Here is a 15,061-nt window from a genome sequence, read left to right on the forward strand (position 1 = left end):
CCCAACGGCCACTGAGAGGAGAGGACTCCGTGAACACAACAGGTGAACCCGACGGGCAACCGCGGGCCGACAGCGCTGCAGCGGGTCGCGACAGCGGCGACCACGCCACCGTCGAGGCGACGGAAACGTTCGTCGCCCACCGCAACCTGCTGTTCACCGTCGCCTACGAGATGCTCGGATCGGCTGCCGACGCCGACGACGTGTTGCAGGAGACCTGGTTGCGCTGGGTCGGAGTCGACGCGGCGCAGGTCGACGATCCCCGCGCCTATCTGGTGCGGATCACCACCCGCCAGGCGCTCAACCGGCTGCGGTCGGTGAAACGCCGCCGAGAGTCATACGTAGGCTCCTGGCTCCCGGAGCCACTGCTCACCACTGCGGATGTGGCCGCCGATGTCGAACTCGCCGAAAGCGTGTCGATGGCGCTGATGCTCGTCCTCGAGACGCTGACCCCGACCGAACGGGCGGTGTTCGTGCTGCGCGAAGCATTCGGATTCGGCTACGACGAGATCGCGGCCGCGGTCGACAAGACCCCCGCCGCCGTGCACCAGATCGCCCACCGCGCCCGCCGCCACGTCGAAGCCCGCCGCCCGCGCCGCATGGTCACCGCGCGCCAGGCCGAGGCGGCTGTCGAGGCGTTCCACCGTGCGCTCGAGACCCGGGACCTGCATGGCCTGCTCGACGTGCTCGCCCCCGACGTCGTAGCGATCAGCGACGGAGGCGGCATCAAGCAGGCCGCGCCGCGGCCGGTCATCGGCGCCGGCAAGGTGGCCCGTTTCATCGTCGGCGGCCTCACCAAGCACAACATCACGCTCACCGTCGAGCCGACCACGGTCAACGGCAGCCCCGCGCTGGCTCTGCACGTCGACGGGGAACTCGACGGCGTCATCGCGATGCATGTCGAGGACACCCACATCACCGGCGTCTACTACGTCCGCAACCCGCAGAAACTGACCCACATCGACTCCGCGACCCCACTCACCTTGCGATGAACACCGGTCACGGCCCCACGCTCGGTCAGCGTCTGCCCCCCGGGGCCGGTGGCCGGCTGCTGCGATCGACCGCCTTCTTCGACGGCCGCGGCGCCACCCACGCCATCATTTCCTGGTGGCCTGGATCGCGCTCGGTGCAGTGCTCTGCCTGGCCGGCAGCCTGCACGCACGCCGGGCCGCCAACACCGCAGCCGGACTTCGGCTGACCCGCACATCACCGGCCGACGCCACGTCAGCACCCCTCAGGAGCTGACCCACGTGGCCGTGGTCAACCGGTCGGTCGCGTTCGTCCACGCCCACCCGCTCGCCGGCACGCGGGCGTCTTGCAGATCCGCCAGCCGGGCATCGTGGCTGTCCTGACGGACTTCTTCGGCATCCTGTGGGATCGCGGCCGCGAACTCGACGACCAGCCGCTCGGGCGTGTCGGCCGGCCGCATCGCCACGGCAACCGGTACCCAGACGCCCACAGTAAATGAAAATCGTTATCATTTATGCCATGGACTCCGATCTGCTTCCCGTCACCGTGCTGTCCGGCTTCCTCGGTGCGGGCAAGACGACGCTGCTCAACCACATCCTCGCCAACCGGGAGGGCCATCGGGTAGCGGTCATCGTCAACGACATGAGCGAGGTGAACATCGACGCCGCGCTGGTCGCGGGACAGGGCCACCTCGACCGCACCGAGGAGAAACTCGTCGAGCTGACCAACGGCTGCATCTGCTGCACGCTGCGTGAGGACCTGATCGAGGCCGTCGCCAGGCTCGCCCGCGAGGGGCGGTTCGACCAACTGGTGATCGAGTCGACCGGTATCTCCGAACCGATGCCGGTGGCCGCGACCTTCGACTGGGAATTCGAAGACGGATTCCGGCTCGGCGATATCGCGCGGCTGGACACCATGGTGACCGTGGTCGACGCTTCGACTTTCCTCGCCGAAGTGGCGCGCGGGCAGGCTCTGGCCGAGCGCAACCTGCAAGCGGGCGACGGTGACGCCCGCACCATCGCCGATCTATTGGTGGACCAGGTGGAATTCGCCGACGTCCTGCTGATCAACAAGACCGACCTGGTCGGCGCCGCGGCGGCGGGCGCGGTGGAAGCGACGGTGCGCAGGCTCAATCCGCGCGCCCGGGTACTGCGCACCAGCAACGGCGTTGTGGATTTGGCGGAAGTGCTGGATACCGGCCGCTACAACCCGTTGGTCGCGGCCGAGGCCGAGGGATGGGCGGAGGAACTCGCCGGTGGGCACACGCCCGAGACCGAGGAGTACGGCATTCGCAGCCTCACCTACACCGCAGACCGCCCGTTCCATCCGCTGCGCTTGTCCGAAGCGTTGGACCAGCTGCGCGGTCTGCTGCGCAGCAAGGGTTTCTGCTGGATCGCGAGCCGGTCGACGCTGGCCGCGGTCTGGTCGCAGGCCGGTCCGAACCTGGTCTTCGAACCCGCCGCGTGGTGGTCGTCGTTGGAGGTACCGCCCGGGCAGGAGATCGTCTTCATCGGGATCAAGCTGGATTGCGACGGGGTGCGCGCACTGCTGGACGCGGCCTTGCTCACCGATGCGGAGTTCGCCGAGGGGCCGGGCGCGTGGGCCGAGTACCCCGACCCGTTCCCGGCTTGGGGCGAACTGCATGAGCACGCCTGAAAGGCATTGCGCTGCACCGAGTGCGGCCCACGTCCGGATTCGGAGGCGTGGGCCGCTTCGTCCTTTTCAGTATGAGCGGCCGCTCCGTGGTCGCGCATGGTGCGCCGTTCTCAGTTGGAGATGCCGGGCGCCTGATGGAGGTAGGTCGTGTCGGTCAGTTGCTCGATCATGAAGTCCGCGATGTCGGCGCGGGCGATCTTCAGAGTGAGGCCACGCTCGTCTGCCGGGAACCCGCGCTGGTAGCTGCCGGTGCGCGGTCCATCGGTGAAGGCGCTCGGCCGCACGATGGTCCAGTCCAGGTCGCTGGCCCGGACGTATTCCTCCTGCAGGACATGGTCGGCGTAGGCCGGACGCAGCAGCAGCCCGAACATGACGTACTTCCACAGGAAGTTCAAGTTGCCCTTGCTGTCGCCGACGCCGAGGGTGGTCTGGCAGATCAACCGTTTGACGCCGGTGCGGTTCATCGCCTCGATGATCGCTTTGGTGCCGCCCGCCCGCACGACGCCCTTGCGGCCGTTGCCGAGCGAGATCAGCACCGCGTCTCGGCCCTCCACCGCACGCTGCACCGAGTTCGTGTCGAGCACGTCGCCTTCCACCACGCGCAGCCGCGCGTGCCGCTGCCCCACGCTCGCCGCGTTGCGGGTGAACGCCGTGACCTCGTGCCCCTCCTGCAGGGCCTGCTCGACGACGACACGTCCGACGGTGCTGGTGGCTCCGAAGACCGCGATTTTCATGGTGTCCATCTCCTTGTTCGAAAGCTGTTGTGCTTTTGCTGAATCCAGTACATCAGCGGGAAACGAGACGAACCATGGCCGTGAGTCTCGATGACATAAGAGACTGTCTCGAGCGAGGAAATGGGCAGCCTCAGCCGAGACGGGCGAAGAACCGCCGGATGTCACTTGGAAGTCACCCTTGAACATGGCCAATCCGATCGGGACGGTGGTCGGGCCCGCCGGCTGATCGGTGGCGTGAGCGTCCTCGTAGTAGAACCGGATGGATGACGCGGCGGTGCCGGTCAACCAGTAGATTGCCACATTGCCGATCACGAACTCCTCGTCCAAGCTCTCGCCCATCAGCTGTGCGTTCCAGCCGAGCAACCCCACCGGAGAGTCGGCCAGCGCGTATGCCAGCGTCTGCGGCTGCTGGCTGTGCAGAGTGTTGAACGCCATCTTGTTGTCGTGGAACCACTGCAGGTGGTGCAGCGCCGCCATGTCCTCATGCGAGATTCCCTCGAACTCCGCCGGGTCTCCGGACGGGAACGAGTAGAGCTGCGTCACATGCACGCCGATCATCCGGTCGGGTGCGATCTTGGCCATCTCCGGCGCGACCATCGAGCCGGCGTCATTGCCGATCGTGCCGTAGCGCTGGTAGCCGAGCCGGTTCATCAGCTCGACCCACGCCTTCGCCGTCCGGTAGCGGTTCCAGCCGGTCCTGCGCGTGGGGCCGGAGAACCCGAAGCCGGGCAGCGAGGGGATGACCAGGTGGAAGGCGGGAGCATCGGCCGACTCCGGTGCGGTCAGCGGCGCGATGACGTCCAGGAATTCCAGGACGGTGCCCGGCCAGCCATGGGTGAGGATCACCGGGACGGCATCCGGCCGTGCGGACTCGATATGCAGGAAGTGGATGTCTTCGCCGTCGATCTCGGTGGTGAACTGCGGGTAGGCGTTGAGCCTCGTTTCCAGCGCCCGCCAGTCGAACCGCTGCGCCCAGTACTCGGCGAGGGCTCGAACGCGGTCTCCCGGAACGCCGTAGGCATCGCCGACGCCGGGCAGCTCGCTCGGCCACAGGGCGCGGCGGAGTCGGTCGGCCAGGTCGTCGAGCTGGGCTTGCGGGACGTCGATCCGGAAGGGCTTGATGGCGGTCATGATTGCTCCTCTTGCATCGGAATTGTGCACAGCGCGGCCCGCACCGATCGGGTGCAGGCCGCGGCCTCGGGACGAATGGTCAGCGGTACTTCGCGAAGAACTCCGTGATTTCCTGCGCCATGAGTGCGGGCGCCACATGGTGCAGGTAGTGGGTGAAGACGTCGTGCGTCCGCCACGACACGATGTTGTGGTCGCGCTCGGCGAAGCGCCGGATACCGTGGAAATCGCCGGTGGAGCCCGAGAGCGCGAGCGGCACCGTGGTCGGTGTGGTGGGACGCTCGGCCTTGTCCTTCTCGAAGTAGTGCCGGATCGCCGAACCCGCGGTGCCGGTCAGCCAGTGGATCGCGATGTTGGTGAGCACGAAGTCGTCGTCCAGATCCGGGCCGAGCAGCTGGCCGTTCCAGCCGACCAGTCCGGCGGGCGAGTCCATGATCGCGTGCGCCAGCGTCTGCGGCTGCTGGGATTGCAGCACGTTGAAGCCCATCTTGTTCTTGACGAACCAGTCCAAGGTGGCCAGCGCCTGCTGCTCGTCCTCGGTGAGGTCGGCCAGCTCGGCCGGATCGCCGGACGGGAACGAGTACACCTGCGCGACATGCACGCCCACCACGTTGTCCGGCGCGATCCGGCCGAGCTCCGGCGAGATCGAGGCCCCGCCGTCGTTGCCCACCGCGCCGTAGCGGGTGTAGCCCAGTCGTCGCATCAACTCCGCCCAGGCGCGAGCGATCCGGGTGTCGTTCCAGCCCGCCTCGGTGGTGGGGCCGGAGAATCCATACCCCGGCACGGACGGGATCACCAGATCGAATCCGGCCGCGGTGAGCGGCTCGATCAGGCCGACGAACTCGACGAAGGTGCCCGGCCAGCCGTGCGTGAGGACCAGCGGAAAGGCGTTGTCCTGCTCGGCTTTCACGTGCAGGAAGTGGATGTTCTGGTCATCGATCTCGGTGGTGAACTGCGGGTAGGCGTTGAGCGACGCCTCGACCGCGCGCCAGTCGAATCCATCGCGCCAGTAGTCGACCAGGTGGCGGACGCGCTCCACGCTCACCCCGTAGGTGTCGCCCGATCCGGGGACCTGCTCGGCCCAGCGGGTGCGGGCCAGCCGATCGCGCAGGTCCTCCAGGTCGGCCTGGTCGACGTCGATGCGGAAGGGGGTGATCGCGGTCATGTCGTGCTCCTATTTGAAACGGAATGCTCTGTTCTGTTTGAACAGTATCAGAACGGACCATTCCGTTTCAAGTGCTACCCTGGATTCATGCCGAAGACATCCGACGCCCCAGCTCAGAAGGGTCTGCCCGGCCGCAAGGCCCAGGCGGCCCGCAACGACGGCCTGATCCTGGAGGCCGCCCGTGCGGTGTTCCTCGCCGACGCCTCGGCCCCGATCTCCGCCGTTGCCGACCGCGCCGGCGTGGGGATCAGCGCGCTGTACCGGCGCTACCCGAGCAAGGAAGCGTTGCTGCGCACGCTCTGTCACGACGGACTGCGCCGGTACAACGCGGAAGCAGATGCGGCGCTGGAGGATTCGGATGGCTGGCACGGCCTGGTCGGCTTCCTGGAGCGCGTGGTCGACGCGGACGTGCACTCGCTCACCGTGCATCTGGCGGGCACTTTCACCCCGGACGAATCCATCCTGCCGGACGTCCAGCACTCCGGCCAGGTAACCGAGGAGCTCGTGCGCCGCGCCTACGCCACCGGCAAACTACGTCCAGACGTCACCCCGCAGGATCTAGGGCTGATCCTGGAGTCCTGCGCGGCCATCGCGCTGCCGAGCCGGGAACGCACTGTCCAGCTACGCCGTCGCGTGCTCGCCATGCTGGTCGCCGGGCTCAGCGCGGACGGTGACCTGCCCGGCCCGCCTCCCGCGCCGGACGAGTTCGCCTGGCGCTGGACGCGGCGATGAATTTCGCCGCCTGAGGCGGTCTGCATTGGTACGAATACCGCTGTCCGCCCCCGAAAGGATGCACCTTGAACTGGACACTCGAAGTTGTGATCGTGCCCGTGTCGGATATCGACCGAGCCAAAGAGTTCTACGCGGAAAAGCTGGGCTTCGCCGTCGACCACGACACCAAAATCGGCGACGGCGTCCGCATCGTGCAGCTCACCCCGCCCGGTTCGGGCTGCTCTATCGTCATCGGCGCGGGCGCCGTGCCGGACATGACGCCCGGATCGCAGCAGGGCCTGCAACTGGTGGTCAACGATCTGCTCAGGGCGCACAAGGAATTGGTCTCCCGCGGCGTCGAGGTAACCGAGATCCAGGTCCTCGGCGAGAATCCGACCCCCGTGCCCGACCCGCTGGACAACGTCGGTTTCTTCTTCTTCACCGATCCCGACGGAAACGGCTGGGCCGTCCAGCAGATCTCCACCCGTCCCTGAGTAGTCCGGCGCGGCCAATGGCCGGTCTGGCAAATCAAGTCCTCGCTGTGCCGTTGATCAGCGGATCGATGTGTTGATCAAAGTCATGAGTTCGTCGGCGACGGCAGGGGATGCGGCGATCGTGTCAGGGGAGTCGAGGCTGTGCCGACGGGAGGTCGAGTCGACGACGATAGCGCCCGCTTCGCGGGCGATGACCACTCCAGCGGCCGTATCCCAGGGCTTATTGGACAGCATGACGCAGGCATCGGTCCGACCCTCGGCGACCCACACGAGATCGAGGGCGGCCGATCCGAACATTCGTACGCGCTCGACTGTCGCCGCCAGCGTGGCGGTGAGGGCAATGCGGCGCTTGTTCTCGAGCTCTGCCTCCGCTCCCACCGCGTAATCGCCAATGGAAACGATTGCCCGGCGGAGCGTTTCGGTGCGGCTCGCATTGATCGGCTTGTCGTTGCCATACGCGCCCTGACCGGCGGCAGCGTAATACTCGAGGCCGAGGAATGGTGCACCGATGACTCCGATTACCGGTTCGCCGTCTTCGAGCAGCGCTAGCGAAACGGCGCAGAGCGGCAGTCCATGGATGAAGTTGGATGTTCCGTCAATCGGGTCGAGAACCCACATGAACCGGCCAGTGCCAACGGTCGATCTGTCATCGAATTCCTCACCCAGGAAGCCGAATCCGGGTGTCGACTCGGCCAAATATCGCCTGATGTGGTCTTGAATCCCGCGGTCCAGGTCGGTCACGTAATCGCGGTCGCTCTTGGTGTCGACCGTTCCTCGATCAGCCGTGCTGAGGAGTTCGGCACCTTGTCCAACAGCCGAACGGGCGATCGCGAGTAGTTTGTCTCGACTGGCTGACATATCGACGGAACCTCCCGGGTGCTGCACCACATAGCTTTCGAAGACTTCGGAGAAAGTGTCGAAAGGCCTGGCGAATTGGGCTTTCGAGCGGCCACTATTGGACAGAGCGGCCAACCTCCCCAAGAAGCGCGTGTAGCTTAGCGCTCCGCGCTCATGTCCGGGTTGATGCGGCGCAGCGCTGATGCCAGCCATTCAGTCCGGAGGTGCTCGGCTGGCATCGCGGCCAGCCCGTGTGTCGCTTCCTCGATTGCCTTGGTCGTGTGGCCCATCAGCGCGAGAACGCCGCCATGCTGTACAGCCCCGAATCCAGGGCTCCACCAATACATCGATGCGGGCGGTTCGATGCCATCCGCCGCTTCCGTCGCCGTGTCGGCCATGGCCAGCGCGCGTTGTGCTTCACTCGCCTCCCCCCGAGCGGCCAAAAGCTCAGCTCGCCGCATTCGCCCGTAGGCCCTGATGGTGGGGTGGGCGTCCCGTACGGCCAGCGCGGCGTCTGACAGGGCGATGACTTCGCTGTAATTCCCCGAACTCACAGTCACGTAGCCGAGGAAACCCAAGCTGTGCGCAAGTCGGTCCGGGTCGCGGGACTCCTTCGCCAAGCTCACTGCGGTGCCGAGGCTGCGCCGGGCGGCGGCGTCGGCACCGATCGCGTGTTCCAGCCATCCCCGGTACTGCGTGACCTCGGACGCGAGAGCCGCCGCTTCGGTCCGTGCGGTGCGCGCCTCACGGGCAAAGGCTTCGGTCATGGCGGATATGCCGTGCACCGCCGGAAGTACCGTCACGGCCCCGGCAGCGTCCTCGATTCGGCGCGTAGCCGCCAACACCACCGCCACGTCCGATAGGGCGGCGGAGTCCACGCTGGCTGGCGTTCGCGCCGCCGCCGTCAACCGATCCAGGTCCGCGCCCAGCACCCTTTCGTAGGCGGCGGCGACACCGGCCGGTATCGGGCGCTGGCCGGTCTCGATCAGCGATAAGTATGCCTTGCTGTAGTAGGTCCGCTCGGCCATCGCGCGCAGCGAGATACCTGCCGCCTCGTGAGCGGAACGCAGCAGCGCACCAGGTTCCATGCTTGGCACCATAACGCCGTGTAGACGCGTGTGGACGCGAATCTGTCTCTGTTTCAGGGCGATTCGATCGATGCTCAGTTCCGCCTCGCCGCTGGGTTGTCCCGACCGTTCGTCGGTTCCCCGGCGGCGGGTGCCGCACCAATGGCAGGCGATCAGGAGGGGTGAAGCGGTGGGATTCAACTGGTCGAGAAGACGAGCCGGATGAAACATCGGCGCAAGCGATCATCGACCGCGTGCAGGACGAGTGGCGGGCCGAACGCCGTCGTGAGCGCATCCAGGCTGAACAGCCGATCGAGCACGCCGACAACGGGATGTGGCCCAACGGGTGGCCGCATGAGGCACCTGATCGCCCGCTCAGCGTGCTCGAAGCGCATCGGACCATGCAGCGCCACCGAGGATGCCGAGCCGACATGTGCCCGCGTAAGGCGGCCGCCCGTCAAGTCTTGATCGAGGCCGGGCGCATGGTGCCGGACACGTCTAGATGAGTTATTCCAAGGAACGCGGGTGGATTGCTGCCGGTGGTGATGGTTGTTGGGGCCGGTTCCCCGTGAAAGGTGTTGCCGGGTAGATACCTTCGAGGTCAATGGTGGGCGAGGGCGCCGAAGATCAAGGTTGTGAGCAATGACATCGACACCCTCGCCACCGCACTCTATGTCACGATCGACGACCTGGTGAAGACCCGGCCCGATCTGGCGCCGCGACGTCCGGTGATCGGGTTCGCGCCGCGGTTGACCGATGCAGAGCTGGTGACCTTGGCGGTAATGCAGTCGCTGCTGGGGTTCACCTCCGAGACTCGCTGGCTGCGGTTTGCCCGCACCCACCTGCGGCATATGTTCCGGTACCTGCCGAAACAGCCCGGTTACAACAAGCGGCTGCGCAACGCTGCGAACCTGCTCACCGCGGCGATCCGGGTACTCGCCGCCGATACCAGCTTGTGGACCGATGATGTGTGGGTGGCCGACTCCACCCCGGTCGAATGCGGTCGCTCCCGGGAAACCGTCAAACGCTCGGAACTGGCCGGCTGGGCCGAATACGGGTACTGCGCCTCGCACTCCCGATTCTTCTGGGGGTTACGCCTGCACCTGATCGCCACCCTCGGCGGCCTGCCGGTCGGGTTCGCGCTGACCGGCGCGAAAGCCGACGAACGAGAAACACTGCTGGGCATCCTGGCCGCAGACCCCCGCCTGGCGGGCGACCGGCCCGGGCAGACCGTGATCTGCGACAAGAACGACTTCGGTGCCGGGTTCGAGACCGAGCTGGCCGAGACCGGGCTGCGCCTGCTGCGCTCGGCCCGCAAGGGCGAGGCCGAACGCCCGGGTGCCGCCCTGTTCAAACCGTTGCGCCAGGTCGTCGAGTCGATCAATCAGACCTTCAAGGCCCAGCTCGACCTGGAACGCCATGGTGGGCGCACCATCGCCGGGGTCACTGTCCGTGTCCTGCAACGTATTCTCGCGCTCACTGCCGCCATCTGGCACAACGACCGCATCGACGCCCCGGTCCACCGCTGTCTGACCGCCTACGATCATTGACCACTCGGTTGGGGCAGCCCGCGGCGTGGGCTGCCCCAACCGAGTGGAATAACTCATCTCAGTCTTTGAGAGTGCCCCGCTGAGCGGTGAGCGCGACCCGGGTCAGGAGGTCTCGGAACTGGGCCCGCTGTTCGTCGTTCAACTCCGCGAGCAGCCGTTTTTCGGCGGCCGCGACATCAGTTCGCATGCGCAGCAGTTGCGATCGGCCTTCGTCCGACAGGATCACGTGGCGGGCCCGCCGGTCCTGCGGGTTCGGGCGTCGCGACAGCAGACCCTGCCCCTCCAGGTCGTCGAGAAGGTAGGTCATCACCGTCCGGTCGAGACCGACCTGGCCGGCCAGTTCGAGTTGTGTGGGGGGTTTGTCCCCGGCCTCGGCCAATGCCACAAGCACCAGATAGGCGCGTGGTCCTCCGGGCAGGGTCTCCGAGGCGTCGGCCGCGGCGCGCCGAAGCGCTCCCGAGATCATGCGAATGGCCCAGACCAGGTCGTTGTCCAGGGCGAGGCACTCGGCGCTGCTGTTCGCTCGGCCGCGGGGTTCGGAGGGCATTCGACCACCGTAGCACTTTCCTGCATACTCTCAGATGATCTATCTTGCAGAACATCTTCCCGGCATATTGTCTCGTGGCGTATTCGGCGCCGGTGTCAGGGCGCAATGTTATCCAGATCACTTTTCTTGCAAGCAGATGTTCTGTTGCACATACTATCTGTATTACAGCAGAACTATCGGAGGTACCGGCACCATGAAGCTGTTCCGTCTCGACGCGAGCATCCGTACCGAAGGATCGGTGAGCCGCGCCCTCGCCGACACCGCCGAGCTGGCGTGGCTCGCCCAGCACCCGGGCGGCGTCGTGATCCGGCGTGACCTCGGGCTCCAGCCGCTGCCCGGGGACGCGTGGACGGCGCTCGCCCATGAAGTCGTCAACCCGGCCGCACCGGCCCCGCGCGAGGCGCACGAGCTCCTCGACCGTCTCGGCGCGGAACTGCTCGAGGCCGACGCGTTCCTGTTCGCGGTGCCGATGTACAACTGGAACGTCCCGGAGCAGGTCAAGACCTGGATCGACCTGATCCTGAAGCACCCCCAGGTGGGGGTGCACGGTGACTGGCCGCTCAAAGGCAAGCCGGCGATCCTGACGCTGAGCCGGGGCGGCGGCTACGGCCCCGGCTCCCCGAAGGAGGGCTGGGACTACGCCACGCCCTACCTGCGCAGGATCCTGGCCGACGTCTTCGGCCTCGACCTGCACATCGCCGAGGCGGAGCTGACCCACGCGTTCTGGGACCCGAAGATGGAGTCGCTGCGAGGGCTGGCCGAAGAGTCGATGAAGACGGGCCACGAGCAGGCCGCCGAGCACGGGGTGCGGGTCGCCCAACTGATCGGGGCCTGACCACCCCGGGTCTGTCCCGCAGATCACCGCGAGCCGCGCCCCCGCACCGATCTGCGAGACAGACCCGAGAACAGTCATTCCCAAGGCGTTCCTGAAAGGACTCCACATGGGCGATGGAGCCGCAGTGCGGGAGACGGCCGGTCCGTCGTCGGTCATGCAGAAGGCGTTCGATCTGCTGGACGTGTTCCGTAACGGCCGCGTGCTGACGCTGAGTGAGGTGGCACGCCGCGCCGGTCTGCCGAAGTCGACGGCCTACCGCGTCCTCGGGATGATCGTCCGGGTGGGGGCGGTCGAACACGAGTATTGAGGACGCAACGCGAGGCGACAAACGTCGGCTGAGTCTGCCTCGTCTATCGGGTACCGAGGAACAGTGTTTGCGTGCTGCGGCCCAAGGGACCTTTCTCGTCGTAGAGTGCCGATTCGGCCATGCCTATGCCATGGGGTTGGGGATGGGTGACGGCGTCGAGGCAGACCCATTCGGCTGCTGGCTGGCGGTGCAGGGTCACGGTCAAATCGGTGTTGATGAACAGGTATTTCGACCAATCCAGGACCGCGCTGATGCCGTTGCCGGAATCGGCGGCCGCGAGGGTGCGTTCCAGGGGGCTCGGATCGGTGCCCGCGACGATCGGATGTTTGAGCCTGATCCAGCAGACCGCGGGACCGGGTTCCGTGAAAGAGCCGCTGACGAAGCGGTATTCGATGGCGGTGTGGAAACCGACCGGCTGAGCGGAGGGGAACTCCGCGGGCACTGACGCCTGCTCGGGGCCGGGGCGCAAACCCGTAGGTATAAAGCATTCCGGCACTGGCAATCCTGGCTCGGCCAGCTTGAAGCGCCAGGCATTCGCCCGCATCACCGGCCCGCGATCGGTGGACAGCGTGGCCTCGATCAGTTCGACGCTGCGGCCCGGCCGGGCGACGCGGGCTGTCGCCGTCAGCGGTGCCAGCGGCACCGGGCCGAGGATTTCGACCGCCACGCGTCCGACCTGAAACCCGGGTCGCGGCTCGCATCGCTCGATCACGTGACCGAGCAGCGCGGAGGGCGGCCCCGCGTGCTGCGCGTCCGGCGACCAGGGGCCGCGGGTGAGTTCGGTGGAGAGGAACCGATCCGCGTGCTCCGGATCAGGCAGGTAGAAGGCATCACTCACGACTGCGCCTCGCTGGCGCTCGGCTCTGTAGTTCGCGAAGACGCGCTGTGTCCTTGACTTACGACGGCGCGCTGAGTCCGCAGTTCCGTCGTGCGCGACTGTGCGCTGTGTCCTCGGCTCACTCGCTGACGTTCGCTCATATTGTCCTTCTTTGGGACGACCAGTCGGTTGTGTATCGACTGTAGCCCGCGTCGCGACGGGCTGCGGTCAGGCCCGGCCGAACGCGAGGGCCACGTTGTGACCGCCGAATCCGAACGAGTTGTTCAGCGCGAAGTCGATGCACTGTAGCCGCGGTACGCCCGCGACGATGTCGAGATCGATCGCCGGGTCGCGGTTGTCGAGATTCAGTGTGGGCGGAACGACCTGGTCACGCAGGGTGAGCAGGGTGACCAGGGATTCCAAGGCGCCGACCGCTCCGATCGAATGTCCCAGCGCGGATTTGGGAGCGTAGACCGACGCGTCGGGGACGACGGACGCGATCGCATTGGCTTCCGAGGCATCGCCGATGGACGTCGACGTGGCGTGTGCGTTGACATGCTGGATATCCGAAACCCGCAATCCCGCGGTCTGGATGGCCTTGCGCATGGCTCGCGCGGCGCCGATCCCCTCGGGTTCGGAGGCGACGATGTGATAGGCGTCCGACGTGATGCCCGCGCCGAGTACCCGGCCGTGCACGGTGGCGCCGCGGGCTCGCGCGTGTCGTTCGGACTCGAGCACCAACAGGGCGCCCGCCTCGCCGAAGACGAAGCCGTCGCGGTCCCGGTCGAACGGACGCGAGGCGCGTTCCGGCTGGTCGTTGCGGGTGCTCATGGCGCGCATCATGGCGAAGCTCGCGATGGGCACGGCGTCGATATGGCCTTCCACCCCGCCCGCGACCACCACGTCCGCCTCGCCGGTCGTGATCAGCCGCCAGGCGTGCGCGATGGCCTCGGAACCGGACGAGCAGGCCGAGACCGGCGCGAAAATTCCTGCCCTGGCGCCGATTTCGAGTCCTACGGTGGCGGCGGGCCCGTTCGGCATCACCATGGGCACCGACATCGGCGACACCTTGCGGTACCCGCCGTCGCGCATCGCGTCGACCGCGGAGATGAGTGCGTCGCCGCCGCCGAGTCCGGTGCCGATGGCTACGGCCAGCCGCTCGCCATTCACCTCGGGTGCGCCTGCCGAGCGCCAGACCCGGCGGCCGAGCACCAGTGCCATCTGCTCGACGTAGGAGTGGCGACGCTGCTCGATCCGGGTCAGTTCGGCGCCGGGGTGTGACTTCAGCTTTCCGCCGATGCGGACCGGCAGGTCGTATTCGGCCACGAAATCGTCCTCGAGCACGCCGATCCCGCTGCGTCCCGCCAGCAATTCGGACCAGGTCGTATCCATATCGTCGGCGAGCGAGGTGGTCGCCGCGTATCCGGTGACCACGACCGAATCCCGAGTTTCTGAAGCGATTGTTACAGTCATGATGTCATGAATACCTGTACCAATCGCTACAGTCAACTCATGGCCCGCCCTCTCGACCACGCCAAACGCGCCGAGCTCCTCGCCGCCGTCGTGCGCTACATCGCCGATCACGGCCTCGCGGACCTGTCGCTGCGCCCACTGGCTGCCGAACTCGGCACCAGCTCGCGCATGCTGATCTACTACTTCACGACCAAGGAAGAGTTGCTGGTCCAGGCGCTCGCGACCCAGCGCCCCGACATCGCGGCCCTGTTCGCCGACATCACCGACGTGGCCGAACTCCGGGAACGGCTGTGGGATTTCTGGACAGCCAACACCTCGGGTGCGGGCGTCACGAGCGTCAAGGTGATGCTCCAAGTCCTCGGTGCGGCCTGTGCTCCGCGCAGTCCGTACGCGGACTACGCCACCGCGGCCATCGCCACCTTCATCTCGGCCCTCACCGACTGGTTGCGCCGTCTGGATGTCGCCGACGATCCGGAAGTGGTAGCCACCCTGCTGGTCTCGGGCCTACGCGGCATACTCCAGGATCGATTGATCACCGGTGAGGTGGAGCGGACCGATCGTGCCGCCCGGCGTCTGATCGACCAGATGCTCCGCTAGCGGGCAGTCCCTGTCCGGAATCTCCGAGCACCCTTTCGTGCACGCATGTTCCGGCCCAGGTTATTCCGACCGGTTATCGATCATGCTGCGAAGGTCGTTGGCCTGGCCGAGAAGGGTTCTGGTGTGACGTGTCCCTCCGGCGCGTTTTCCCCGGCTCCCGATTGGTCAATCATCTAC

17 protein-coding genes are annotated in these 15,061 nt (G+C 66.6%); 8 read left to right on the forward strand and 9 right to left on the reverse strand.

What is annotated here, in order from left to right; translation table 11 throughout:
• The first annotated feature begins 29 nt into the window (after positions 1 to 29).
• Positions 30 to 989 (forward strand): RNA polymerase sigma-70 factor, encoded by a 960-nt coding sequence (locus AB0M45_RS01410; protein ID WP_364321393.1) that lies wholly within the window; start codon positions 30 to 32, stop codon positions 987 to 989.
• A 242-nt stretch (positions 990 to 1,231) separates the two neighbouring features.
• Here AB0M45_RS01410 and AB0M45_RS01415 read toward each other — a convergent pair whose 3' ends face one another.
• The gene (locus tag AB0M45_RS01415; RefSeq protein ID WP_364321396.1) at positions 1,232 to 1,456 is read right to left on the reverse strand and encodes a hypothetical protein; all 225 of its coding nucleotides are present in this window, start codon (positions 1,454 to 1,456) and stop codon (positions 1,232 to 1,234) included.
• Between the two features lie 29 nt (positions 1,457 to 1,485).
• On the opposite strand from AB0M45_RS01415, the gene AB0M45_RS01420 reads away from it, so the two are divergent.
• Entirely contained in the window at positions 1,486 to 2,622 is a 1,137-nt protein-coding gene (locus AB0M45_RS01420) for a GTP-binding protein (protein WP_364321399.1), read from the forward strand.
• 110 nt (positions 2,623 to 2,732) lie between these two features.
• Here the strand turns inward: AB0M45_RS01420 and AB0M45_RS01425 are convergent, their stop codons facing one another.
• Positions 2,733 to 4,487 carry an alpha/beta fold hydrolase gene (locus AB0M45_RS01425; protein WP_364321402.1) on the reverse strand — a complete coding sequence of 585 codons (1,755 nt, stop codon included), beginning with the start codon at positions 4,485 to 4,487 and terminating at the stop codon, positions 2,733 to 2,735.
• A 79-nt stretch (positions 4,488 to 4,566) separates the two neighbouring features.
• Positions 4,567 to 5,649, reverse strand: a complete 1,083-nt coding sequence (locus AB0M45_RS01430; RefSeq protein ID WP_364321405.1) for an epoxide hydrolase — start codon at positions 5,647 to 5,649, stop codon at positions 4,567 to 4,569.
• An 87-nt stretch (positions 5,650 to 5,736) separates the two neighbouring features.
• Here AB0M45_RS01430 and AB0M45_RS01435 point away from each other — a divergent pair, with 87 nt between their 5' ends.
• Both AB0M45_RS01435 and AB0M45_RS01440 read left to right on the forward strand, forming a co-directional pair.
• Positions 5,737 to 6,381: a TetR/AcrR family transcriptional regulator gene (locus tag AB0M45_RS01435; RefSeq protein ID WP_364321408.1), complete on the forward strand. Its 645-nt coding sequence runs from the start codon at positions 5,737 to 5,739 to the stop codon at positions 6,379 to 6,381.
• A 65-nt stretch (positions 6,382 to 6,446) separates the two neighbouring features.
• A complete protein-coding gene (locus tag AB0M45_RS01440; protein WP_364321411.1) occupies positions 6,447 to 6,854 on the forward strand; it encodes a VOC family protein in 408 nt (135 codons plus the stop codon).
• Positions 6,855 to 6,911: 57 nt separating this feature from the next.
• Here AB0M45_RS01440 and AB0M45_RS01445 read toward each other — a convergent pair whose 3' ends face one another.
• From AB0M45_RS01445 to AB0M45_RS01455, 3 genes are all read right to left on the reverse strand, one after another.
• Positions 6,912 to 7,826, reverse strand: a complete 915-nt coding sequence (locus tag AB0M45_RS01445; RefSeq protein ID WP_364321414.1) for an inositol monophosphatase family protein — start codon at positions 7,824 to 7,826, stop codon at positions 6,912 to 6,914.
• A gap of 23 nt (positions 7,827 to 7,849) precedes the next feature.
• Complete coding sequence (locus AB0M45_RS01450) at positions 7,850 to 8,779, reverse strand: helix-turn-helix transcriptional regulator (protein WP_364321417.1); 930 nt, start codon at positions 8,777 to 8,779, stop codon at positions 7,850 to 7,852.
• 176 nt (positions 8,780 to 8,955) lie between these two features.
• Positions 8,956 to 9,114 carry a hypothetical protein gene (locus AB0M45_RS01455; protein WP_364321420.1) on the reverse strand — a complete coding sequence of 53 codons (159 nt, stop codon included), beginning with the start codon at positions 9,112 to 9,114 and terminating at the stop codon, positions 8,956 to 8,958.
• Positions 9,115 to 9,393: 279 nt separating this feature from the next.
• Between AB0M45_RS01455 and AB0M45_RS01460 the strand changes: the two genes are divergently transcribed.
• The gene (locus AB0M45_RS01460) at positions 9,394 to 10,308 is read left to right on the forward strand and encodes an IS982 family transposase (protein WP_364321423.1); all 915 of its coding nucleotides are present in this window, start codon (positions 9,394 to 9,396) and stop codon (positions 10,306 to 10,308) included.
• A 58-nt stretch (positions 10,309 to 10,366) separates the two neighbouring features.
• Here the strand turns inward: AB0M45_RS01460 and AB0M45_RS01465 are convergent, their stop codons facing one another.
• A complete protein-coding gene (locus AB0M45_RS01465) occupies positions 10,367 to 10,855 on the reverse strand; it encodes a MarR family transcriptional regulator (RefSeq protein ID WP_364321426.1) in 489 nt (162 codons plus the stop codon).
• A gap of 193 nt (positions 10,856 to 11,048) precedes the next feature.
• On the opposite strand from AB0M45_RS01465, the gene AB0M45_RS01470 reads away from it, so the two are divergent.
• Positions 11,049 to 11,690 carry an NAD(P)H-dependent oxidoreductase gene (locus tag AB0M45_RS01470; protein WP_364321429.1) on the forward strand — a complete coding sequence of 214 codons (642 nt, stop codon included), beginning with the start codon at positions 11,049 to 11,051 and terminating at the stop codon, positions 11,688 to 11,690.
• Between the two features lie 106 nt (positions 11,691 to 11,796).
• Positions 11,797 to 11,997 (forward strand): helix-turn-helix domain-containing protein, encoded by a 201-nt coding sequence (locus AB0M45_RS01475; RefSeq protein ID WP_364321432.1) that lies wholly within the window; start codon positions 11,797 to 11,799, stop codon positions 11,995 to 11,997.
• Positions 11,998 to 12,040: 43 nt separating this feature from the next.
• Here the strand turns inward: AB0M45_RS01475 and AB0M45_RS01480 are convergent, their stop codons facing one another.
• Together AB0M45_RS01480 and AB0M45_RS01485 are read right to left on the reverse strand one after the other, a co-directional pair.
• The gene (locus tag AB0M45_RS01480) at positions 12,041 to 12,835 is read right to left on the reverse strand and encodes a thioesterase family protein (protein WP_364321435.1); all 795 of its coding nucleotides are present in this window, start codon (positions 12,833 to 12,835) and stop codon (positions 12,041 to 12,043) included.
• Positions 12,836 to 13,042: 207 nt separating this feature from the next.
• Positions 13,043 to 14,287 carry a KasA/KasB family beta-ketoacyl-ACP synthase gene (locus AB0M45_RS01485; RefSeq protein WP_364321438.1) on the reverse strand — a complete coding sequence of 415 codons (1,245 nt, stop codon included), beginning with the start codon at positions 14,285 to 14,287 and terminating at the stop codon, positions 13,043 to 13,045.
• 39 nt (positions 14,288 to 14,326) lie between these two features.
• On the opposite strand from AB0M45_RS01485, the gene AB0M45_RS01490 reads away from it, so the two are divergent.
• A complete protein-coding gene (locus AB0M45_RS01490) occupies positions 14,327 to 14,884 on the forward strand; it encodes a TetR/AcrR family transcriptional regulator (RefSeq protein WP_364321441.1) in 558 nt (185 codons plus the stop codon).
• Positions 14,885 to 15,061: the final 177 nt, after the last annotated feature.

This window comes from Nocardia sp. NPDC051787 (assembly GCF_040681325.1).
Classification (GTDB): domain Bacteria; phylum Actinomycetota; class Actinomycetes; order Mycobacteriales; family Mycobacteriaceae; genus Nocardia.

Coding starts and splice junctions, on each gene's coding strand:
- AB0M45_RS01420 (WP_364321399.1), top strand. CDS start 1,486: ATGGACTCCGATCTGCTTCCCGTCACCGTGCTGTCCGGCTTCCTCGGT.
- AB0M45_RS01425 (WP_364321402.1), bottom strand. CDS start 4,487: ATGACCGCCATCAAGCCCTTCCGGATCGACGTCCCGCAAGCCCAGCTC.
- AB0M45_RS01430 (WP_364321405.1), bottom strand. CDS start 5,649: ATGACCGCGATCACCCCCTTCCGCATCGACGTCGACCAGGCCGACCTG.
- AB0M45_RS01435 (WP_364321408.1), top strand. CDS start 5,737: ATGCCGAAGACATCCGACGCCCCAGCTCAGAAGGGTCTGCCCGGCCGC.
- AB0M45_RS01450 (WP_364321417.1), bottom strand. CDS start 8,779: ATGGAACCTGGTGCGCTGCTGCGTTCCGCTCACGAGGCGGCAGGTATC.
- AB0M45_RS01455 (WP_364321420.1), bottom strand. CDS start 9,114: ATGCGGCCACCCGTTGGGCCACATCCCGTTGTCGGCGTGCTCGATCGG.
- AB0M45_RS01465 (WP_364321426.1), bottom strand. CDS start 10,855: ATGCCCTCCGAACCCCGCGGCCGAGCGAACAGCAGCGCCGAGTGCCTC.
- AB0M45_RS01470 (WP_364321429.1), top strand. CDS start 11,049: ATGAAGCTGTTCCGTCTCGACGCGAGCATCCGTACCGAAGGATCGGTG.
- AB0M45_RS01475 (WP_364321432.1), top strand. CDS start 11,797: ATGGGCGATGGAGCCGCAGTGCGGGAGACGGCCGGTCCGTCGTCGGTC.
- AB0M45_RS01485 (WP_364321438.1), bottom strand. CDS start 14,287: ATGACTGTAACAATCGCTTCAGAAACTCGGGATTCGGTCGTGGTCACC.
- AB0M45_RS01490 (WP_364321441.1), top strand. CDS start 14,327: ATGGCCCGCCCTCTCGACCACGCCAAACGCGCCGAGCTCCTCGCCGCC.